Source organism: Siphonobacter sp. SORGH_AS_0500 (assembly GCF_031453245.1).
Lineage (GTDB): Bacteria > Bacteroidota > Bacteroidia > Cytophagales > Spirosomataceae > Siphonobacter.
In genome coordinates, this window is record NZ_JAVIYT010000001.1 from 3059836 (window position 1) to 3081740 (window position 21905).

General features: G+C 41.6%; 24 protein-coding genes and 2 tRNA genes. 12 read left to right on the forward strand and 14 right to left on the reverse strand.

Translation table 11 applies throughout. The features are described from left to right. The first annotated feature begins 166 nt into the window (after positions 1-166). Positions 167-694 (forward strand): hypothetical protein, encoded by a 528-nt coding sequence (locus QE357_RS12995; RefSeq protein ID WP_307143374.1) that lies wholly within the window; start codon positions 167-169, stop codon positions 692-694. A 114-nt stretch (positions 695-808) separates the two neighbouring features. Here the strand turns inward: QE357_RS12995 and metF are convergent, their stop codons facing one another. Beyond that, the gene (metF, locus tag QE357_RS13000; protein ID WP_106637803.1) at positions 809-1762 is read right to left on the reverse strand and encodes a methylenetetrahydrofolate reductase [NAD(P)H]; all 954 of its coding nucleotides are present in this window, start codon (positions 1760-1762) and stop codon (positions 809-811) included. 418 nt (positions 1763-2180) lie between these two features. Between metF and hflX the strand changes: the two genes are divergently transcribed. From hflX to QE357_RS13015, 3 genes are all read left to right on the forward strand, one after another. Beyond that, complete coding sequence (gene hflX, locus QE357_RS13005; RefSeq protein ID WP_409050242.1) at positions 2181-3338, forward strand: GTPase HflX; 1158 nt, start codon at positions 2181-2183, stop codon at positions 3336-3338. Between the two features lie 60 nt (positions 3339-3398). Then, positions 3399-3470 (forward strand) — tRNA-Arg (locus tag QE357_RS13010). Positions 3471-4147: 677 nt separating this feature from the next. Continuing rightward, complete coding sequence (locus QE357_RS13015) at positions 4148-4276, forward strand: hypothetical protein (protein WP_309708045.1); 129 nt, start codon at positions 4148-4150, stop codon at positions 4274-4276. Positions 4277-4311: 35 nt separating this feature from the next. Here the strand turns inward: QE357_RS13015 and QE357_RS13020 are convergent, their stop codons facing one another. Further along, positions 4312-4515: a hypothetical protein gene (locus tag QE357_RS13020; RefSeq protein ID WP_309708048.1), complete on the reverse strand. Its 204-nt coding sequence runs from the start codon at positions 4513-4515 to the stop codon at positions 4312-4314. Between the two features lie 431 nt (positions 4516-4946). Here QE357_RS13020 and QE357_RS13025 point away from each other — a divergent pair, with 431 nt between their 5' ends. The 4 genes from QE357_RS13025 to QE357_RS13040 all read left to right on the forward strand — a co-directional run bounded on the left by QE357_RS13025 (position 4947) and on the right by QE357_RS13040 (position 8062). Continuing rightward, the gene (locus QE357_RS13025; protein ID WP_309708051.1) at positions 4947-5840 is read left to right on the forward strand and encodes a hypothetical protein; all 894 of its coding nucleotides are present in this window, start codon (positions 4947-4949) and stop codon (positions 5838-5840) included. 13 nt (positions 5841-5853) lie between these two features. After that, on the forward strand, positions 5854-6822 hold the full coding sequence (locus QE357_RS13030; protein WP_309708054.1) for a DUF2806 domain-containing protein: 969 nt from the start codon (positions 5854-5856) through the stop codon (positions 6820-6822). Positions 6823-6835: 13 nt separating this feature from the next. After that, on the forward strand, positions 6836-7396 hold the full coding sequence (locus QE357_RS13035) for a phage integrase SAM-like domain-containing protein (protein ID WP_309708057.1): 561 nt from the start codon (positions 6836-6838) through the stop codon (positions 7394-7396). A gap of 72 nt (positions 7397-7468) precedes the next feature. Beyond that, positions 7469-8062: a site-specific integrase gene (locus QE357_RS13040; protein WP_309711380.1), complete on the forward strand. Its 594-nt coding sequence runs from the start codon at positions 7469-7471 to the stop codon at positions 8060-8062. Positions 8063-8410: 348 nt separating this feature from the next. On the opposite strand, the gene QE357_RS13045 is transcribed toward QE357_RS13040, so the two are convergent. Continuing rightward, the gene (locus tag QE357_RS13045; RefSeq protein WP_309708061.1) at positions 8411-10138 is read right to left on the reverse strand and encodes a diadenylate cyclase; all 1728 of its coding nucleotides are present in this window, start codon (positions 10136-10138) and stop codon (positions 8411-8413) included. A gap of 248 nt (positions 10139-10386) precedes the next feature. Further along, positions 10387-10542, reverse strand: coding sequence for a hypothetical protein (locus QE357_RS13050; RefSeq protein ID WP_309708066.1), 156 nt, complete (start codon positions 10540-10542; stop codon positions 10387-10389). Between the two features lie 166 nt (positions 10543-10708). On the opposite strand from QE357_RS13050, the gene QE357_RS13055 reads away from it, so the two are divergent. From QE357_RS13055 to QE357_RS13065, 3 genes are all read left to right on the forward strand, one after another. Continuing rightward, positions 10709-11893: a PQQ-dependent sugar dehydrogenase gene (locus tag QE357_RS13055; protein ID WP_309708069.1), complete on the forward strand. Its 1185-nt coding sequence runs from the start codon at positions 10709-10711 to the stop codon at positions 11891-11893. A gap of 65 nt (positions 11894-11958) precedes the next feature. Continuing rightward, positions 11959-12031: transfer RNA gene (locus QE357_RS13060), tRNA-Thr, on the forward strand. A gap of 314 nt (positions 12032-12345) precedes the next feature. Beyond that, positions 12346-13542 carry a phage integrase SAM-like domain-containing protein gene (locus QE357_RS13065; protein WP_309708072.1) on the forward strand — a complete coding sequence of 399 codons (1197 nt, stop codon included), beginning with the start codon at positions 12346-12348 and terminating at the stop codon, positions 13540-13542. Positions 13543-13574: 32 nt separating this feature from the next. Here QE357_RS13065 and QE357_RS13070 read toward each other — a convergent pair whose 3' ends face one another. Together QE357_RS13070 and QE357_RS13075 are read right to left on the reverse strand one after the other, a co-directional pair. After that, positions 13575-14435 (reverse strand): hypothetical protein, encoded by an 861-nt coding sequence (locus tag QE357_RS13070; RefSeq protein WP_309708075.1) that lies wholly within the window; start codon positions 14433-14435, stop codon positions 13575-13577. 58 nt (positions 14436-14493) lie between these two features. After that, positions 14494-15294 (reverse strand): DNA adenine methylase, encoded by an 801-nt coding sequence (locus QE357_RS13075; RefSeq protein ID WP_309708078.1) that lies wholly within the window; start codon positions 15292-15294, stop codon positions 14494-14496. 158 nt (positions 15295-15452) lie between these two features. Between QE357_RS13075 and QE357_RS13080 the strand changes: the two genes are divergently transcribed. Then, entirely contained in the window at positions 15453-15692 is a 240-nt protein-coding gene (locus QE357_RS13080; protein ID WP_309708081.1) for a hypothetical protein, read from the forward strand. A 704-nt stretch (positions 15693-16396) separates the two neighbouring features. Here QE357_RS13080 and QE357_RS13085 read toward each other — a convergent pair. The 8 genes from QE357_RS13085 to QE357_RS13120 form a co-directional block, all read right to left on the reverse strand. Further along, entirely contained in the window at positions 16397-16846 is a 450-nt protein-coding gene (locus QE357_RS13085) for a hypothetical protein (RefSeq protein ID WP_309708084.1), read from the reverse strand. A gap of 92 nt (positions 16847-16938) precedes the next feature. Then, complete coding sequence (locus tag QE357_RS13090; protein ID WP_309708087.1) at positions 16939-17226, reverse strand: hypothetical protein; 288 nt, start codon at positions 17224-17226, stop codon at positions 16939-16941. Between the two features lie 70 nt (positions 17227-17296). Further along, positions 17297-17959, reverse strand: a complete 663-nt coding sequence (locus QE357_RS13095; RefSeq protein ID WP_309708090.1) for a hypothetical protein — start codon at positions 17957-17959, stop codon at positions 17297-17299. A 90-nt stretch (positions 17960-18049) separates the two neighbouring features. Next, on the reverse strand, positions 18050-19027 hold the full coding sequence (locus QE357_RS13100; RefSeq protein ID WP_309708093.1) for a hypothetical protein: 978 nt from the start codon (positions 19025-19027) through the stop codon (positions 18050-18052). 106 nt (positions 19028-19133) lie between these two features. Continuing rightward, positions 19134-19592 carry a hypothetical protein gene (locus tag QE357_RS13105; RefSeq protein ID WP_309708095.1) on the reverse strand — a complete coding sequence of 153 codons (459 nt, stop codon included), beginning with the start codon at positions 19590-19592 and terminating at the stop codon, positions 19134-19136. 16 nt (positions 19593-19608) lie between these two features. Continuing rightward, complete coding sequence (locus QE357_RS13110; protein ID WP_309708098.1) at positions 19609-20439, reverse strand: S49 family peptidase; 831 nt, start codon at positions 20437-20439, stop codon at positions 19609-19611. A gap of 134 nt (positions 20440-20573) precedes the next feature. Further along, entirely contained in the window at positions 20574-21125 is a 552-nt protein-coding gene (locus QE357_RS13115) for a hypothetical protein (RefSeq protein ID WP_309708101.1), read from the reverse strand. A gap of 188 nt (positions 21126-21313) precedes the next feature. Further along, positions 21314-21811 (reverse strand): hypothetical protein, encoded by a 498-nt coding sequence (locus tag QE357_RS13120; RefSeq protein WP_309708104.1) that lies wholly within the window; start codon positions 21809-21811, stop codon positions 21314-21316. Between the last annotated feature and the right edge of the window lie 94 nt (positions 21812-21905).

Sequence of the window (21905 nt, forward strand, 5' to 3'; positions counted from 1 at the left end):
AGAGTTAGGTGCTCTTGACTTCAAACAATATCCTCTATATTTACCGATTTATATTTTCCTGCAAACTGCAAACTGCAAACTGCAAACTGCAAACTGCAAACTGCAAACTGCAAACTGCAAACTGCAAACCGCAAACTGCAAACCGCAAACCGCAAACTAAACTCCTATGCAAGACCTTATCAGTGATCTTATTAAAGTAGCCTTACCCGCCGGATTCGTTTTATATGCTTTTTACCTGACCATAAAAGCTTTCCTGAACAAACAGCTTATTGAACAGCAGCAGAACGCCCAGGGAGAAGCTCTGAAGCAGGTATTACCCTTACGTTTGCAGGCTTACGAACGCCTCACACTCCTACTTGAACGCATTAGTCCCAATAGTCTGCTTATTCGTAACGCTGGACAAGCCATTACCGCCGTTGAACTACAACAGCTATTACTCGCTGAAATCCGGCAGGAATTTCAGCATAACGTAGCCCAGCAGATTTACATCAGCCATGAAAATTGGGAACGCCTGCGTTTAACCGTACAGGAGGTTACTTCCTTAATCAATCGTTCGGCCTCAGAAGTTCCCGCCGAAGCCCCAGCTCTCGACCTCGCCCGCAAGATTAGCGAGTTATCCGTAGGCCGCCCCATGGAAGTATGGCAGGAAACCCTAAACGCAATCAAACAGGAAGCCCAGAAAATCTGGCAATGAGTTGATGGGTTTAGCGTTTTGGGTTTAGAGTTAAAATGTTCAGCAAATAGCTTTATCATTTATTTTATGAGATCAATAACTCAAAACACTAAACCCAAAACGCTAAAGATTAACTTAAAATACGGCTTCCGCGATTCGCTTTACGGAATCGGATTTACCCATGGTGTAGAAGTGCAATACCGGCACACCGAAGTCTAGCAACTCCTTGCACTGCTTGATACCGAACTCCACACCTACTTCCCGTACCTGCTGATCATTCTTACAGTCTTCCACGGCCTTCACCAATTCCTCGGGAAAATCGAGGTGGAAAATGCGGGGTAACACCGTCAGTTGTTTCTTCGTGGAAATGGGTTTCAGTCCCGGAATGATGGGGACGTTAATGCCTTCAGCCCGGCAGCGTTTTACGAAATCAAAGTATTTCTGATTATCGAAAAACATTTGAGTCACGATATAGTCGGCTCCCAACTCTACCTTCTTTTTGAGGTAACGCAAATCATTGGCGTGATTGGGAGCTTCAAAGTGCTTCTCTGGGTAACCCGCCACCCCAATGCAGAAATTCGTAGGCTGAGCCTCCGTTTCTTCATGCAGCAGCCGACCACTATTCATATCTACAACCTGCGAAATCAGATCCGTAGCGTACGCGTGTCCGCCTTCTTTGGGTTTGAACACACCCGCAGATTTCTCAGGGTCGCCTCTCAGAACCAGCGTATTATCAATGCCGAGGTAATGTAAATCGTAAAGAAAATCTTCGGTCTCGTCCTTCGTAAAGCCACCGCATATCACGTGCGGCACGGGATCGACCTTGAAACGTTCCATTAACTTCGCACAAATCCCAACCGTTCCGGGGCGACGACGCACGGGAACCTTCTGAATCAGGCCACTCGGATGCTTTTTTTCAATGAGTTCTTCGCGGTGATAAGTAACGTCTACGAAGGGAGGTTTAAACTCCATCAGAGGCTCAATGGAATCGAATAATTCAGTGACACTCTGTCCTTTAATTGGAGGGATGATTTCGATAGAAAAAAGCGACTTTCCGTTCGCCTGCTCTATGTGTTCGGTAACTTTCATGGGGAAACTAGGATAAGTCTGGCAAAGTACGGAAAAACTTCAGGCTTTGTGCTGATTGGGCTTCATAGTTTTACTTTTCTAAGCGTCAATTTCCGCGAACAGTTCAGTTTTTTCTGGAATTTTAATTATTTTTGCACTGATTTTGAACCGAATATCAAGGTTCTGCTGTTGCCTTATCAACCCTATTATTCGACGATTCTACCATCATGTGGATTAATTTTTTCTTCTAAGTACGTTCATGATTCATTCCTGAATCATTTTCTTCTATTATTCACAAGTAGTGGTGACGGGACCAGGCGGCCGTTCTGCGGTAAACACCTGATTTTGCAACCTGATTACCCTGTCTTGCTACCTTAAAAGACCTTATATAGTTTTGTTTAGCACCGAAAAAGATATAGAAACGGCGGTTTTGATCGCCATGATTACGCCTAAGCAATCCGAAGAACAGACCACGGAATATCTGGCCGAGCTGGAGTTTCTGGCTGAAACGGCGGGCGTAAAAACTGTTAAAACCTTCGTACAACGCCTCGAACGCCCCGATCTGAATACGTTTCTGGGCAAAGGACGTTTCGAAGACGTCGTGGCTTATGTCATCGACAACGCAGTGGATCTCATCATCTGTGATGACGACCTGAGTGGCCGACAAATCCGCAACATGGAAACGGCGTTTCAGGCTCGCAATAAGGAGGTGAAGATCATCGACCGAAGCCTGCTTATTCTCAACATATTCGCGATGCGTGCCCAGAGCGTTCAGTCTCGTACGCAGGTGGAGCTGGCCCAGCAACAATACGTATTACCCCGCCTGACCCGGATGTGGACGCACTTATCGCGGCAACGCGGCGGTGTGGGGATGCGTGGACCCGGGGAGAAAGAGCTGGAAACGGATAAACGGATTGCCAACGACCGCATTTCCTTTTTAAAGGACAAACTGGCTAAGATTGACCGTCAGGCTGTAAACCAGCGGAAAAACCGTGAACAGATGGTTCGGGTGGCTCTGGTGGGCTACACCAACGTTGGGAAATCTACCTTGATGCGGCGTTTGGCCAAAGCGGAGGTATTCGCCGAAAATAAACTCTTTGCCACGGTAGATTCGACCGTGCGAAAAGTAACCATCGAAAACATTCCTTTCCTGCTGACGGACACGGTTGGGTTCATTCGTAAGCTGCCTACCATGCTGATTGAATCCTTCAAATCAACACTGGATGAGGTAAGGGAAGCGGACATTCTGCTGCACGTAGTGGATGTTTCGCACTCTAGTTACGAAGAGCACATTGAAGTGGTCAATCAGATTCTGTCGGAAATTGGAGCGGCGGACAAGCCCGTCATCCTGGTCTTTAACAAGATTGATCTTTATAAGCCCAGCCCGGAACTGGAATTTGAGGCTCAGGAAGGGAATTTCTCGCCCATCGAGTTTCTGAAAAACAGCTACCTCGACACCGAGAAGCCCAAAGCGATTTTCATTTCGGCGGAGAAAAAAGAAAACATCGACGAACTGCGTCAGTCGCTGTTAAATCTGGTCAAAGACAAGCACTTCCAGATTTTCCCGAACTGGCTCGACCTGCCGAATGCATATTAAATGAAAACAGAGTTGGTTTTTGTGAAGATTCCTTAGAATTTTGCAAAAACCAACGCTTCTGGCACTGTAGTTCAACGGATAGAATAGGCGTTTCCTAAACGCTAGATGCGGGTTCGATTCCCGCCGGAGCCACGTAAATGGCCCTTAATCAGTTAATCTGCTGATTAAGGGCCGTTTTTATTATGCATTGGTCAGTCAGTGGCTTGGATCAAAGGAATTTTATAAAAATCATTGATCAGAAAGATTAGCGTATAGCATTACCGGAAAGATATTTAGAGGATCAGAAACGATTAATAGAGTTATATACAGGTTTAGTTGAAAAAACAGTCATAGTATTGATAACCTTTCAGAGGTAATTGATATAGTAGAGTACCAGGGCCGCCCCCTTAACCCAACACCGTCCCGAGTATGAGAAAATTATTTTACCTGACCGTTTTCGCCGCCGCGATTACTCTATCAAGCTGTGGAGTAAATCTGTCCCTATAAAAGAAAATTATCAAGATAAACCTTTTGAAGTCACTATAGAGAAGACCAAAGACCAGGTCTGGGATAATGTGATTGATTTCTTTGCACAGAATGGCATTTCTATTAAAACTCTGGATCGTCAAAGTGGCTTGATTGTATCTGATAAGACAAATTTCAAAAACACTCACACGACTGAGAACTCCTCAGGACAACTTCAAAATCCTAAAGCTTATGTTGTAGTAGAAAAAAGGGAGTACATGGGTATGCCTTACATTCCTAATACGATCAGAGGTGATTAGAATGTACGAATCAAAGATGCCGGAGACGGTAAAGCAACCATTAACGTGAATCTCGTCAATATTGAGGCATTCGTTGTTACTACCGGTGCTTATGGCTCAACGGGCCGTCTTGATTTGGAAGCCAAATCGACTGGCGTTTTTGAAAAGTACATTGCAGACACAATCAGTAAATAATCTACTAACAGGGTGGCGGCCCTGTTTCAATGCCTTCAAGCCTGAGAGGCCTCGGCCAGGTATAGGGCCCGAATAAAATTCAGAAACCTTTTATTCTGTTCTACCTGCTGTTCATAGGTCATAGCTCGGTCTCGAATAGACATACCCCTGGCCCCAATAGAATTAAAGTCGTTAGCCCACTGCTCAGGTGATTGCATTCTTAATAATTCTTCAAAGAGTTTCTGATTAGAGACGGACATAGTGAAAAGGGTGGTTATAGTGGTATAATTGGCTCGTTTTGACCCGAATTGTGGTGTAAACATAGACCTTGCCTTGATGCATGTCAATATTTTTAACAGTTTTTTGATTACTATTTTTATTTAAAGTATATCTATTTCGTACATTTAGTGTCCATTTTGTAGAACTTGGACACATTTTGTAGATCAACAATTGTTAATCTGACTCAAAAACCTAAGCGGTCTGTCTCCATTTTGGAGAGGTGATCTTCATTTTGCAGACTATACTGGATTTAGGAAATTTATTTGTATTATGGAGCAAGCTTCAAGGAATTTTTATTTCAAGCTTAAGGAAAACTATGGACTAAAGGGTATAGTGGCACTTATATTATTTGGTATCATATCAATAATATCTACTATAAACTTAACTCAACATTATTTTAGAGATAAGAAAAATGAAAATAAAATTTTTTGAAAAGGAATTACAGATCCTTAACGATTCATTATATAAATATGAAAAAGAATATATATATCAAGACGATTATCAAAAAAAAATAAGAACAAAATTGAAAATAAACTTAGTAAACATTAATAAGGATAGATTAAAATCATCACTACAAATCTACCAAAATAATAATATTAATAAAGGCCCTTCTATTATATATTATACTTTAGCCTTTATGGCGTTAATAATAGTAGCATATACCATAGGCACTTCCTTTAGCAATCTGTATCCTACAAGTTCTAATAGCACTATGCTATCTCAAAATTCGCCCTCTGAAAGACCTATAAGCATAACAGTCAGGCAGCCTATCGTACCACAAAATGAAATAAATAGAGCTTATAGATCTTTAGAATCAAAGTTAGAAAAAGAGATAAATAGATTAAATACTCAGGCCACTATAAACATACTGTGTTCTTTTTTTCTCGCTTTTTCTCTTATAGCTTATTTAGGATATTCAGCTATACAAAATGATTTTTCAGTAAAAATAAAATGGGACAACTATTTAATATATTATTTACCTAAGCTTACCATATGCATTACATTTTCAACTCTATTTGTATATTTCACTAAACTTTATAAAGCTAACATAATTGATGTTAAATATTATCAAAACGAGTTGACTAATATTACTTTAAAAAAGATAGCATTTAAAATATCGGTTGAAAACTTATCAAACACGCAATCTATAATTGATGACCTTTTAAAAACTGATAGAAATAATATTCTTCCAATTGATTCCACTACTGTCGAATTAGAGAGAATGAAAATTGAGAACGACGCCACAAAAAGTCAGCTCCAAACCTTGAATGAATGGTTTGGAAATCTTCTTTCGAAAAAAGACTAAAAACTCATTAACCATGGCAGGAAAAGATTTATTAGGATTTGGCAAAGTTTTTCCGGTAGATAAACTTCTGAATATTTTAAGCAAAGTAACTGGGAAGCTTTATAGGCCTATAGAAGGTAATATTGAAACACAGATTGAAGCTAAACGTATCAAAGAAATCGCCGTGGCCTCAACAACAGCTTATAAGCAAATCATCAATGAAACAACGGATTTACAAAGCTTTGAAGTGATAGATGGAAAACCAACTATAAAATTTGTACGTGTATTACAAGAAAAAGCCATAGATCAGCTTCCTACTGGCAGCTTATTAGAGCGAGCTAATTCCAGGGAAGAATATCAAAAGATAAAAAGTCAGATGAATTTAGAGAATGTAGTAGGTATTGCTGCATCTACATTATTAAACGAAGAACCTATATCAGATGAACCTGTCGATGAAGATTGGTTAACTAGATTTTTTAAATATGCAGAGAGTATATCATCCGAGGAAATGCAAACTTTATGGGGTCGAATACTAGCCGGAGAAATAAGAGAACCTAAATCATTTTCATTAAGAACTCTTGATATTATTAGAAACTTATCTCAAGATGATGCAAATATCTTCTTAGAACTTTCAGCATTTTTCATTACCCATAAGCATAGATCATTTATACTAAACGAATATAATTTACACTTAGATAATTATGGTTTTTCATTCGACAAGATCAGTAAATTAATTGAAGCAGGTATTTTGATAGATGGTGCTTATCTAAGATCATCTATCCCTAAGTGCAGCGTTGAAACCGAGTTTGTATTTGATTGTAGAAACAAAAAACTGTCAGTTACAGTAAATCCTAATGGGGAGGAAATCGAATTTAGAATTTATGGATTAAGTTCAGCAGGCAAAGAATTATTCAGTTTAAATAATGTACCAATTAACGAGAAGTATTTAAATGACTTTTTGAATTATTTAAAACCTCAAGTAAAAAAAGCTATAATTTTTTAAAGTCAATATTTTAATGCGTGTTACTCGTATAGTTAGGCCGACAAAATCCTTAAATAACGATAGTATCCCGGTTAACATTCGAATTGCGTACGCCGGTACGCAATTCGAATTGTTTTCGGGGGAGTATGCCACCGCCAAAAACTGGGATAACAAGCGTCGAGTCTTTAAGCAGGGCGGTATGGCTGTGTACATGAACCGGCAACTCGATAACCTGGAGAATCTGATTAAAGAAGTGTGGTATGAAACCATCCAGGAGCACCCTACCCCCGATCCTAAAGAACTGAAGCTGGCTATCGACAAAAGAAGGTTTCCTGATAAGCATAGTACCAAGTACCTTCCCCCTCTGGAGTTCATCTTCAAGTTTGCCGATGATCATAAATCTCAGTTGTCTGAAAGCTTCATCCGAAAAGCCAAAAGCACATCTGACCACCTGAAAGCTTACAAGCCGAATGTCAAGTGGCAGGATCTTCGGATTGATTTCTGGAACGGGCTTACCTCCTACCTCTACTCTAAAGGCATGAGCCCTGGTGGTATTGAAGCGTACTATAAGTTTATTAAATCCATGTGTCGGTAAGCCCTCCGGCTGGAGTATCCGATAAGTAGGGATTTTGAACTTATCAAGATTTCTTCCGTCGCTACCCAAAAGATTACGCTAACTCAGCTAGAAGTGAACCGACTGCTGCACATGCCTCAGCAGGAGAACTTCATGGAAAACGTAAGAGGCAAGTTCTTATTCTTAATTTTCAACGGAATGCGATTTTCTGACCTACAGCGAATGGGCGATGGGAATATAGTACAGATGGGTGAATTTAGACTTCTGCGTTACACACAGGTAAAAACAAAAGAGGTTGTTACTATTGCTCTCTCTGATTACGCTGAAGAAATTATCGACCGCTGGCCAGACTTATTTAACCCGATGTCTGAACAGGCCTTTAATTCAAAAATAAAAGATGTCTGTAAAGAGGCCGGTATTAAAGAGCTCGTAAACGTTACTACGTATAAGGGAGGTCAACGAGTTCAGGAGCAAAAACCCAAATGGCAAACGGTTAGCAGCCACGTAGGTCGGCACACCCACGGAGTACTGAGTATTGAGCGTGGTTTGCATACCCGGCTTTTACAAGATAACTTTGGCCACGGAAGCCTATCCTCTACGCAGGTGTATACAAAAGTAAACGACCTGGAACGCTATAAAGCAACCTTAGAGGCATGGAAAAGGCCAGAAAATGAGGTCACGAAATAGGTCACCATTTTTAGTTTTAGGGTGCCCTTTTCTGGTATTCTGACTAGTACAATCAAAAGTATAAAATTCTGATCTTGTGTGTTTTACAATGACAGGATTTTCATACTCAACCATAACGGGGTTCCCGCCGGAGACACTTTCCACGAATAAAGCCCTGAATTTCAGGGCTTTATTCGTAAAAGATCGCAAAATAAGTTGCATTGCTTTGTGCTATAGGGTAACTGCTAAAAAACATAATATAAGCAGTTATCAATCAGAAATAAACCGATTAAAACCGCTTATTATAGCCATCAATATAGACAATTACTACCAAATAATAAGTATAAATATTCAACAAAACACTATCAACTAATCCAAATAATAAGAATCATTCATATCACTATTAGGCTGGAATTTACCGTAGTCAATGTTCGCTAGTCCTTCTTCCGTCAATTCATTTCCCAGTTTTTCGCTGAGGGTATTGATGATGTTACATTCTTCTTCCGTTAAGTAGAAAGAATGTTCTCGGAAATAATTCATCAGTTTATTGTAGCTATGCCTTCTGTTTCCGTGAATTGTCTCCATTTCTCTCAGTTTCTTAATGGCTTCTTCTATATCCTTGTGGTGAATTTTAGGCATTAGATTCGGAATCAAGTCAATCATGCCATCTTCTGAAACAATCACAATAACCGTGGGAATTTCTTTAGCCACGTAGTCATAATAGCGGATGGCGGAATTGAATCGGGCCCCTCTGGACGAGTCACCATTTTTGGTAGCCATACCATCCAGAATTACCCCAATGGCGTAACAGACGGAATCTTTGTCTAATAAAACGGAGCCGTCAATGGAGGTAATTTGTTTCATTAAAGACGCTTCCAGTTTCCTGGGCTTGATACAGAAACATTGATTACTGAGTCTTTTCGCTTCGCTTTCGGCCTGGTCTGAAATTACCAGCATAGTGCCGTGCTTCTGTTCGGATGCCACGGTACATATCTCCCAAAGCGAATTCAGATCGCCTTCGGAAATGTCTTTAAAAATACGACTGATGCGAACATGGAAATCTTCCCGGTCTATTCTCTCTTTAGGGAGGGCAGGAATCTGGTAATCGACAATCATCATGACCTTATCGTCGTGAAGCACTTCCCAGACGTAATGGCTTTTAAAGTTGATTACAAACAGCGATTCCTGATTGGCGTTATAGGTTCCCGTTATCTTTCCTAATCCGTATATTCGGTAGGAGTCAGAGACAATTAGTGTCTCGTCATTACATACTTCCAGAAACTTCCTTACTTTCCTGTAATCGTATATACTGATGGGCTCTTCCAGTTCAAGGACCAGACTAACATTCATGTGATGCTGCTTGGCAATAACCATCTTCCCGATGCTTTCACTTCCTTCGTATTTAAGCGAGGAAATGGAATTACAGACCTCATAAAGATCTACCAGAGCTTCGTGCATTTCGACGGACATGGCTACCGAATGCATGAAATCTTTTGCCGCGTTGATCATTAATTCTTTTTCGGCTCTGATGATTGAATGAGGCGTATTTACTTTAGAACTGTTAATGGTATGAATACACTCTTTCAAAAAAAGCGTGATCACGCTATGGATAAAGGATTTAGATTTTACTACGTAGTCGAGATACGTGTCCTTTTTTAAGGAATAAAACTTATCTAATGTGTTTTTATTCAGCTCCAGCACCACAAATAACTGGTAGCCTTTCAGCAAAGAAGCCCCCGAGATGAATCTTTCAATATTACTGTCGTATAGCTCTCTATTTAATATTTTATGGACCGCCTCGCCCAACGATTTACTTTTTATATAGTCTTTATGGGTTTTCGCGTAGGACTTATTTGAATAATTAAGTCTGCTTTCAATATCTACTTTTTCTAAGGCGGAAGCTAATAATTTTACCTCGTCAAAAGCTTCAGGATTTACTTTTTCTCCTGAGGTAATGATGGATACGGCCTTTCCCTCTTCCTCAGGAATACAAATGATCGATACCAAGGGCTCGAATTGTACATCCAGCAGTGCAAATAACCTTTTTGCATACAATTCAAATAAAACCTGGAAAGTTTGTTCAGGGGCAGGTATCATAAACGAGGGTTCTGTTTCAATGAAATGCTAGGACTCTATTCAACTTTAATACGGCTAACACAGACCGTCTCAACGCTAATTAACTTTAGGGATTTTTCTTCAGTATGTAAAGGCACTTTTATTACTTCTAAATCATCCGAAAGCTTTACCCCATTACTAATCCTGTTTCGACTCCAGATTGTCTGAGTTACTTTTCGGATGATACGACGTTAGAATGAATCGAAAAAGGATGACGCTTTTATTCGCTACTACTGGCTTCTTCTTCGAATGAATTCTTCAATCAACGATTCCGTCAGAGGTTGTCCCTGACTCTGAATTTCTTCCAGTTCCTGGGCTGTTAACTGTTCCTGGGCCCGTTGCATCAGGGCTTCCTGATCGGTCTGCGTTGGTTTCTGATCTTCCATGCTTATGAGTATTTTAAGGTATTACTTGATTCTGGATATTCCTAAAAAAGCTCTTCCAGGCTAACGACGTAACGTCATTTTTCGTAACATTACTATTAGTCATGGACTCTGGTATTCAATTTTAAGTTATTTCAGAACCGAAACGGTATTAACCAATTCTATTCCTATGCTTCGATCTTTTGTTACCCTGGGGCTTTGTCTGAGTCTGAGTTGTGGGTACGTCGCCTGCCAGTCTACCGACGGAGCCCTCACGGAGAAGCCTCTTCCGGTTCATATTCAGTTAATTTCTGATCAACTCCTCTACCCCACTGCCTTTGCCGTGCCGGGTGATGGATCTGGACGTTTATTCGTGACCGAACAAGTCGGTCGCATTCGGGTCATCGAAAAAAATAAACTCAACCCCACGCCTTTTCTCGACATTAGTTCGATGGTCATCAAACGTGATGGTTACGATGAACGCGGTTTACTGGGACTGGCCTTCCATCCCCAGTTTTCAAAAAATGGGAAGTTCTACGTCTATTACAGTGCCAAAACCAGCGGTCGGGGTAATCATAAGAGCGTCATTGAGGAATTCACCAGCAATCAGAAAACCGCTGACCCTAAAAGTGGAAAAGTGGTGCTGGAATTTGACGAACCCGAGTCCAACCATAATGGCGGTGATCTCAAATTCGGTCCTGATGGAATGCTATACATTGCCGTAGGCGACGGCGGAGGAGCCGGAGACAAGCATGGCGAACATGGTAACGGTCAGAATATGAATACCCTATTAGGAAAAATTCTGCGAATTGACGTCAACCAATCGCCTTACGGCATTCCGCAGGATAATCCTTTCAAAAATAAACCGGATGTTCGACCAGAGATTTTCGCGTATGGCCTACGTAACCCCTGGCGAATCAGTTTCGATCAGGGCACGGGCAAACTCTTTGCGGGGGACGTCGGACAGAATCAGTACGAAGAAGTGGATATTATTACCAAGGGCGGCAATTATGGCTGGCGGGTGCGGGAAGGCTATCACGCCTACAACGAAAAAGATCCAGACCCTAAAAACTACATCGACCCTATTACCGAGTACTCCCACAGCGAGGGCATTAGCATTACGGGCGGTTTTGTGTATCGGGGCAATAAAATTGCAGCCTTGAAGGGCAAATACATCTTTGCCGACTGGTCAGGCCCCACCTGGTACTTATCTGAATCTCAAGGGAAAACCTGGCCCCGCGGATCATTGCAATTACGGAATCGCCCGGCCAACTGGCAGGTCTATAGTTTTGGAGAAGATGAAGAAAAGGAACTGTACATTCTCGGGGTAAACACGGAAAATAACAAAGGTTTTCTCTACAAATTAACACCCTAGCCTAGAAATATTACCCTAGAGCTTGACAAGCAACCTATTCAGGCTCTATCTTTGTGCGACCAAAAGCCTCCTTAGCTCAGTTGGTAGAGCGACGCATTCGTAATGCGTAGGTCGCAAGTTCAAGTCTTGTAGGAGGCTCAACATATTGATTTATATCCTTCTTACCGCTGATTTTTCAGCGGTTTTTTTTATTTCAGGCAATTTGTTCAAGATGTGTACCTTATTTAGTTACCGTTTAATCAGCGAGTTGTTTGAAGGCACAGCCAGGGGTACCTTTTTTGAATAGGGGTACTATTATATCGGCAAACGATACTCCCAAGGGTACAATTTCAAACCGAGGGTACACCTATATTTTCTTACCATTTGATAGATTCTTATTAAGTGCGAGTATTGCCTTTTATCAGGGCTAAGATTTACGAACGCTTAATTAAATCGATTATGCCTAAAAAAGAATGCTTCTCAGCGTCAATTTCAAGCTTCGATTAAATTCGAACACTGACAAAACCCGCCCCGTAAAAATCTATGCACGTATACGGGTAGATGGTCAAGTTGCCTCAGATTTCACCACTGGCGTAGATGTCATCCCGGATCGATGGGATTCTAAATCTCAAAAAATAAAAGGCTCATCCAGGGAAATTCAACAGGATAATTCAACCTTAGAAAACGTCAGAACAGATATTAAAGAAATCTTTAATTCACTGCGTTTATTAAACCAACCTTGCAATGCTAATATCGTAAGATTGAAGTATTTAAAGGGCAATGAAGCCGTACCTACTCTTTTAACCACTTACCAACGTTTCCTGGATAAATTAGAAGAAAATCAAGGCTCCATAGATGGCCTTGAACAGAAGACAATTGATAAGTGGTATAGTTACAAAAAGCATGTCCAAGACTTTATTGAAAACTCTCTAAAAAGGAAGGATATAGCTTTAAGCGAATTTACTCAGCACTTAGCTGAAAAGTATTATAGATATTTAATGAGTACTAAAAAGCACGGCACTAACCACGCAGTTAAAAACCTTCAAAATTTAAGCCGAGTGTACAATTTTGCAAAGAGTAAGTCTTGGACCACTGCAAATCCAGTGGATTATATGGAATTAAAACAAGACCCTCCAAAGCCAATATTTTACTTAGATGAAACTCAATTAATGATATTAGGTAAAAAGGAATTTACCGGAACATTAGCTGAAGTAGTCGACTGTTTCCTCTTTCAGTGCTATACCGGTATGGCTTATGCGGAGTTGAGTCAATTCGACCAGGCAAAGCATCTAACCGACTTTAGGGGCGAACCCATCATCCGGATCTTTCGATTCAAGCAACGTAAAAAGAACCCTGAAGCATGCTTGATTCCCCTACTTCCTGAAGCAGAAGCACTTCTAAAAAAGCATAACGGAGTACTTCCGGTACCAGACGTTCACACAATGAACCGACATCTGCACGTTTTGGAACCTATACTGAAGGCGAATTTTCCGATTACCAGCCACATTGGAAGAAAAACCGCTGGGATGTATTTGCTCAACAACAATGTACCCATAGAGACCGTGAGCAGAATTTTAGGCCACAGCTCCATTTCAACTACTCAGAAGCATTATGCTAAGGTTTTAGAAACTAGAATAATGAGAGATACTGCTCATTTAAGAAGCAAATAAGCAAATTAGATAAAGTTACTTAGATAGTAACTTTATCTAATAAATCTGTCTTTATCTGAAATTTGTTTTTTAAATACTTTTATTTTGTCTTTAGGTATATATTCTATATTTACAATGTTTGTGTCACTTATAATATAATAGTTTTCTAAATTTCCAATAAAAATATACTTTTTATTATTATAATTTTGATCTTCTGTAATTATCTCAAAATCATATAAGTTATGTTTATAGTTTTTGATGGTATATGATTTACCAAATGTTGAAAACAGTATGGAAACTACAACTATCATAAATAATGTTTCAAAAATTGTATTGTACTGAATTGTAATTAGAAAATCACTCAGCGTAAGTTTCTGATAATCATCATTCAATCTATTATTTAATTCTTTTTCATAAGCGTCTAAAAATGTAAAGAATGATAAATATATAGTAAGAGGAAATAAACCAAATAAAAGTATTTGGCTAGTAAACACGTAAAATACTTCGAATGAATTTCCTCCAGATTTAATAACTTTTTCTACTTTGGGATATATTACTACCATATAAATAGCTATACATAATAAAACCACACATATAGTCATAAATACTTTGTTCCAAGTAAAATATTCTAACTTTAAGTCAGCATATTTATAAAGAAGACTATTTATAAATATGCTGAAAACCAAGCTCCCAGCTACAGATGTTAGCAAATTAAAAAATGCAACTGTATCCTGAAAAAACGAATTAGGAAGACTAAATATTAAATCTGAAGCTGATATAAATGAAACAATATTTATACCTAATACTCCATAAGTTAAGAAAGTATTTATAATCCCAGTCACTAATAAGAAAGAACCTATTATAGGTAGCTTATCTAAGAAATCAACAATGCCTTTATTATTTCCTTCCTTCATGGTAGCATTAATATCATCGCTAATTTAGTAGATATTGAATACCTTAAAGAGTTCTTTATCAATAATTCCAAGTTAAACACTCCACTTTCGTCTTCTTTTCTTTGCGACGGCCATCGACGGCAAGGGTCTTTTCGGTATCGTGATGAGACCAGGCAAACTTGTCTCGATACTCTATCAAAATATCTTCCGGATAACTCGAAAGTAAAAACTTGCCCTGCATGGTGGAGCAAAAGTCGAGCAGCCTAGTGAAGTCTTCCATTGAGTACCCTTTGTAGTGACCCTTGTCTGAAGAAACGTAAGGCGGATCCAAGTAGAAGAAAGCGTCCGGGCCATCGTAGGCTTTCATGACCTTCAGTACGTCGTAACTTTCGATCGTAACCGTCCGTAACCGATCCTGGTAAGCCTGGGTAAAGCCTAACTTTTTATTCGCAATTTTTTTAGCCACCCCTCCTTTGCGATCGTAGCCAAATCCACCTCCAATTACGCAGCTGAAGCTCATGTTCGTTTGAACCCAAATCGACCAGGCCATGGCCAGCTGGTCATTAATCTCGATCGCACCTGAGTCGTATTCCTGATCAGCTGCCTTATGCTGAGCACGACTATGAAAAGTTTCATCTACTTTATCCTTTAAATCGTCAAAATCATATTTAAGTACCCTGTAAAAAGTGATCAGACGATTATTGATATCGTTGACTACTTCGGCCTTCGATGGAGGCTTGGCAAAAAAGACAGCACCCCCGCCAAAAAAGGGTTCGATGTACGTGTGATGATCCGGGATCCTGGGAAGTATCTCAGAGAGCATGCTTTGCTTACCTCCATAATATGAGATAGGGGTTTTTAAGGTTATTGTCTTTGTCATGGCTATATTGAAGAAGTGTAATTGAACACAAAAATCAATCAATACACCCATGCTGAAAGGACAACATTTTGACGCTAAACCGTCAATATTTTGTCATATCTTTGGAGTGCTTATACAAAGAGCTCAGCGGATTCAGCTGGTTAAAACGATAATTCATCATGGAAGAACTATTTCACACAGGCAAAGAGCTTGGGAGGAAGGCTCATGCTCGGATCATGGAGCAAGGGAAGCGTTGGCACTCGAGGCACATTCCGCAATGGATAAGAGACTATATGTTAGTTCCTTATTATGTAACTAATGTGGACGGCGTTGATCAATTGTTTATCATTCAATATCCCTTAACCCCTACTGAGAAGGTGCACTTCGTCCCCTTCATCAAGCAGGGTATTCATGGATAAGTATTACCGGCGTGGAGCACCACGCTTTTTACTATCAAGTAATGAGGCTGCACGACCCGGTGCAGCCTTTATTGTTTTTACAGGTAAGCCTGGCTTAGTGGCCAGCCTTCAATTGTACACGTCCCGGTCTGAAGCTAGGGACTATGTGGATGCACTACCAAGTGACTCCATCCACGTACTATCCTACATAAGAGATGAGTTAGGCTATGGCCATCATCTATCCAGTACAGGCACTAGCCCTGCACTATCACCTTCAGCCTACGTGCTCCAGCTGGTGCATGTCATTAATCCCAGCCAAGACTTGCATCGAGATAAGCTCATAAGAATCATCGATAAGATGTCGAATTGGTACTATCGAACTCAGGTTGAAGGATTGAGAAGTAATGATGAAGAAGATTAATAACTCAAAAGGTCAATAATCGATTATTGAACAATCGATTATTGACCTTGAAGCGATCGACCGCCGACCCCGGCACCCCCTATCAGCTATAGTTTTTTTAATGCCGCTCAACTTCCGGCGAATGCTAAAGGGCGAACAATCGGATGAGCGTCTCTGTTTACTTTTGATGAACCTGAAAATTTCAATTTTTTGATTTTGAGCGAGATACGAAAAACTGCTGTTTACTTTTTTTGGAGCCTTTTTTGAGCGTTTTCAAGCTCTTGCTGAAGGTTTCCGTGTTCTTCGTCTAGTTTGAGGATCTCTTTTACGAGTTTTGCTCGTTCTGCACTAGTGGTGTCTGCGAGTCGGTTACTTCGGGATCCTGCTTCTCTGTTGACTCTTGAGAGATCAGAGATAATTTCGTCAATTCCTCTTGGCTGGGAGCCGTTACTAGAGGCGTTTGTACTGGCTGATTCTTTGCCGGTGCTTTGGGTGATTCCGGTGCTTTTGGCTTTGCCGGTGCTTTCGCTTTGGGTGCTGCCGGTGCCTTGGGAGTTTGAGGTTTGGCGGGTGCCTTCACCTCGTTTTTTTTTTCTTCAGTTGACCCAGCAGTTTGCGTTTGTTGTGATTGAGTTGAATCATCAGCAATTACAGCAACTTCGCTGATTTGTGCAAGCAGTTCGTCAATTTTTGCTTGATTACCTTCAGACGGATTTTTAGAAAAAGCCAACTGAGCCAGGTGCAGCTGTGCATTGAGTTTTACGAGTGATGCCATTGGAAAGTTTAGTTAAAAAAATAACCCGAATTAAACGGGCTATTTCTTCGCTGCTGAATTAATCGTTAGTTCCTAACCTGGTAGATTGTTTGTTAGGATTGTTTGTTTTTTTTAGCGGCTGCTCCCGCCTTTACTTCCGTTTCACCTGCAGGTTCTTCAGGCTCGACTTCTTTCAATGCTGGTGCTGGTTCAGTAGCAGCCAGGGACGTTGTGGATGATTCACTTTTTTCTTTAAAGACTTTAGAGCCTGCTTCGATGCACTTAGCAGCTACTGCGTCTTCTGTGATTTGAGTAGCGTTGACCGTGCGGCCTTTCACGCACCAATGTTCTGCTTGTGCTGCTTCTAATTGATCTGAGGGAATTTCGTATTTACTAAGCATGAGCTTTTTTGAAGTTATGAGTATGGAAGTAATTTAAAGCCGGGCGGCTGGCGGTCCGCCCGGGATCCTGCTATGCAGCAGGCAGTGCTTCAACGGGGAACACCACATCAGCTCCTAGTGGAACTACGGGGTGCATGTAACCGTCATTTTTGCAGGTGAAGCTGGTAAACTTCTCATCGGAACCTTTAGCTCCTGAGTCAGCACTGATTTCCAGCTCCAGAGGCACTTCGGTGTTACCGATCACGTAGTTGATATTGTCCATACCACGAGCGATGATCACGCACGGCACGTTTAAAAGGCTGGTAACTAAAGCAATTGCCTGCTTGTCCATCCGGTTAATTTTAAACGTAATGTTTTGTTCAAATGACTGGCTACCTACTTTACCCTTCGATGCAAAACTAAATTTGGTACTGTCATAGGCACATTGCAACTCGATAAACTTCATCGGTGTGGGTAATAAGATCAGGGGGATGGTTCCCGTGATCTCACCCAATTTACCATCTTCGTAGGTAGGGAACTCCTGATCCTGGAACCAGTCGACTGGAGCAATGTATAAACGCTTATTACCACCAGGCTTTGCACCACCCACTTTCCGGCGTAACCCTGTAAGGGCGGTTAAGCCTAGTACGGCATCGCCGGGCGTGAAAAGATCCTGTACAAATTCTTTAATAAACAGGTAAATGCCAATCGCTACAAAGCTGGCCAGCAAACGTAAATCTTTAATTTTCTTCATGGCTTAAATTGAGATTGAAAAGAAGAATTCCGGATTGGCTACCGGAATTCTCTATTTGGTAGGTAGGGGGAAAATAGTGGCGGCTAAACCCTAGTATTTACCGTTGTGGAAAATGAATGGTCCGTAACCATAATCAAATAACCCACGGAAGAATACGTTTACTTTCAAGCCTTTCATATCATCCTTAACGGTGATCTTATTGACCCCAATGTTGGCATCCATCCCGAAAATCAGGTTCGTTTTAGGAGTGATTAGCGTCGTTTCTTTATTGGCCAGACCAGGATCCGTTACGAACTTGATTCCTGAGTATTCATCAGGACTCGTGGCTTCTTCACCTGGCTTAACGTGATCGGGATACTTCGCCCGGCGGCCACGATCGTATTTCTGCTTGGTTGCTCGAGAAAGACGGAATTCTAAGTCATAATCCAGAAGATCTTCCTTGTATTTCACAATGGCATCACACAAATCTTGAACGTGTTTGTAAGTGTTGCTATCATCCAAAGCGGATGTCGGCGTAACCACGTGCGTTTCAGGGATGTCTTCATCGGTAGTAACGCCTGCAGCTAGTTTCTTGAGAAGACCATCGATGGCATTGATGGCTCCTGTACCTGCTGCGTTACGGCTACCTTTAAACGAGCCATTCTGACGCATGAAACTTCCCTGAGCTTTAAGCACTTCCTGTAAGAACATGAGGGCCAGTGGATTATCCAAGGCTTCGTTCAAATCCGTCACACCCGTAAACTTGCGAACGTGCGAAAGAGCAATGCTCATTACCTGAGAACGGGGAATGAAGAAATCGTAATCGACGTCCTGCAGCTTAGCTTTGCGAAGGTTTAACGCCGAAGCTTTTTGAGGTTTGAAATCATCATCAGCAACTCGGGCCACGTCGAAAGCAGTCAGCGAATACAGGTACGCTTCGTCTTGGAGATAGGTTACAGTGAAATCATTTTGAAGAGATTCGAAACCCAGCTGAACAATATCGGTAATCAAAGCAGGGTTCTCTTCAACCAATCGCATCACGTCCTGAGGAAGTGAGCTAACATCGGGGGTAGAATAAGTTTGTGGCATACGTTTTTGATTTGCCCTGGCTCCCATGTCCGGTCAATTGACACGGACGGGGAGCACGCGGGGCCGATTTTTATCTGTTGTTTATCAGGCTTTTACTTTAATTTTCTTACTTTCTTTTCGCTTGATTAGCTAAGACCATTTCGTAAGCAACGCGGTCTGGATGATTGGCAGCAAGTTTTGAAAGGTGTTCTGGCATACCAGCCTGGTTACCGGCTTCTTCCTTGCTTTTCGAGTTCTTAATAGTTGATTCTTGTTGATCGTACCAGCCCTGAAGTTTGGTATTGGTCGCCTGCAGATCATTCTTTTCTTTTTCAAGAGCAGTGTATTTGCCCTGCAGTTCAGTAAGGCTGGCTTCGGCTGTATTGGCCCGGGTAAGTTGAGCTTCATAATCTGCTTTTACTTTCGCGTTACCATCTTGCAGTGCCTCGATACGGTCGGAAGCTTCTTTCGCTTCCGAGGTAAAGTCGTTGTACTCTTCAGTATTAAGTCGTTCCGAGATGGCCTTGGCTGACTTTGAAAAGTTCTCACTCATGAACTGAGCGACGGTTTTGGTTGGTTGTGCCATATTAAGTTTTGGGGTATTAAGCTGATTTACCTAGTTGTCTAGCCCGGGCAATGGCCTGCTGAAGCGATCCAATGCGATCAATCAAACCCAGTTCCAATGCCTTTTTATTTTTGAATACGGCCCCGGTAAACACTTCATCTGAAGTAATTTTACCGGCCCGGCCCCTGCGAACGAAGCCGATGAATTCTTGACGGGCTTCATTCATTTCTGCTTTCATCTCAGCTTTCAATTCATCCGTTAAAGGCTCAATACCGTTGATTAAGCTTTTTTGCTCACTACCATCCGCCCGGATGATTTGCACACTCAATCCCTGCTTTTCAATAGCTTTTGATTGATCCATGTACACTGCTAATACTCCGATCGAACCCACGCGGGTTTCGGTTTGATCTTCGGCCCAAATTTCCTGAGCACCACTAACGGAGAAGTAACCTGCTGAGCAGCAGAAAGGAGTTTGAGCAATAAGAGGTTTGCTACTTTGAAAGTCGTTGAAAGCTTCGGTGAGCATCCGTGTAGAATCAACGGTACCACCAGGTGTGTTGGGGCGAACAACGGCTGCTCGAATGGATGGTTCTTTTTTAGCTAAGGCTACGATCCGAGCTAGTTGCTCGTTACCCATATTACAGTAGCCATTGCGGCTCATGCTTCCTTCGATGGGAAAAACGGCTACATCACCACCGCCTGCCTTCTGGAACTGTTTAAGATAATAACGATCTTCGCTGAACTCACCGAATTCATCTCGCGTGCCAGTAAGTGAAGGTAAGGCTGTATTAGAATTTGAGGCTTGGATTAGGTAGGAAGGGAACGGGTCTTTCCCCGCCTGAAGACGGGGAAAGATGATCCCGCTCATGTGTGAGGCGAAATCTGCGTTAATATACCATAGTCCTGAAAAAGATAGTCCGGTCATGCTGCCGTCGCTGATAGGAGTTTCGTAATAAGTGGATACGAACTTCCGGCATGATTGACCTGAACTAAAGGACGATATTACTTCCCAAATCCTGAGCTAAAGCCTGCTGAAAAGCCTGATCTCAATTCAATACGAGGGATTTCAGGCAAGTAATAGTACGGATGATCATGTAGACCAGCCAGGGTAATTAAAGTTGTATTTTGATCGGTAAGGCTTCTGGATATAGATAAAGCCAGGCCATTGTCCGGCGAGCCAGCAGTTCCTATTAAGCCCGATCGTTCTTTCCACACGGCAAGCCATCGCTTTCCCTGGTGTTCAGCTATCCAACTGGCCATCTCCCGGGTATTTTTGGGAACCTTGGCAGATATAGCCGTACTATATCGTATTCCATCCCCTGTTTCAGCCTGCTCTTCAGCAAGTGTGCATTCCTTCGAAGGAAAGCGGATGACGTGAAAGATAGTATCAGGCTTATAGAGGATTGCGTTTGGTTCTAAGGTGTGATTGCTGATCGCTCCTTTCGGCATCCGGATGCGAACGACGTCATTGACATCTACCAGAACGAGCCTGGCTAAATGGCCGGGGGCTGGCCTACCAAGCCAGCCCCCGACGCTTTGATTTGTTAATCCCATACTGATTTCCAGCGGACGGGTTTTTATAGGGTTTTCAAATTTTTATTTTTCTTATTTCACTGATTTACAGCAGCATTACAAAAAAAAGGGAACTGACGAAACGCCGTATTCGCTGACGAAACGCCGTATTTGCTGACAACTCACCGAAATCGCTGACGAAACACCGTGAAATTTTTTTGTTTTTTTTCTTACACTGCAGCCTCTAATTGCGGCTTAAAGAAGACCAATTCTCCCTTAAACTTCTGCTGATTGGAGGCTAATTTGGTCTCCCAGTCCTTGACAATTTTAGCAGTGGAGTTGATGGAGATTTCTTCTTCCGTAATACCGTACAGATCAAAGAACCGGCGAACGTGTGGCTCATACGTTCGGGTATAATAACAGCCAGACAAGCAAAAGTTAATCACGGCCTGCTCGAACTGCTCTTTTAAAAGCAAACCCAGCACTTTGGCCCGGGCTGGCGTAATGTGGAGCAGCTTAGCTTCCTGATAAATTGAAACTGTGATATGGCATTCTTTTGGCTTGCTAACCGGAATAGTTGTATAGTTCTTCTCCAGAAAGGATTCCAGGAGTCGTCCTAAATGTTCATCACGACGCAAATGGATGACACCATCTTGCAGTAAATGAGTCTGCAGCAAATACTTTTCTACATAAGTAGGAACGGGGATGTGAAACTTGTAACGACGCATAGCGGACAGCGAAATAGTTATTTTTTGATTGGGGGCGGTTTTGCGGGTAATTCAATCCGGTTCTACTTAGGGAGAATTAGGGCTTTCGATCAAA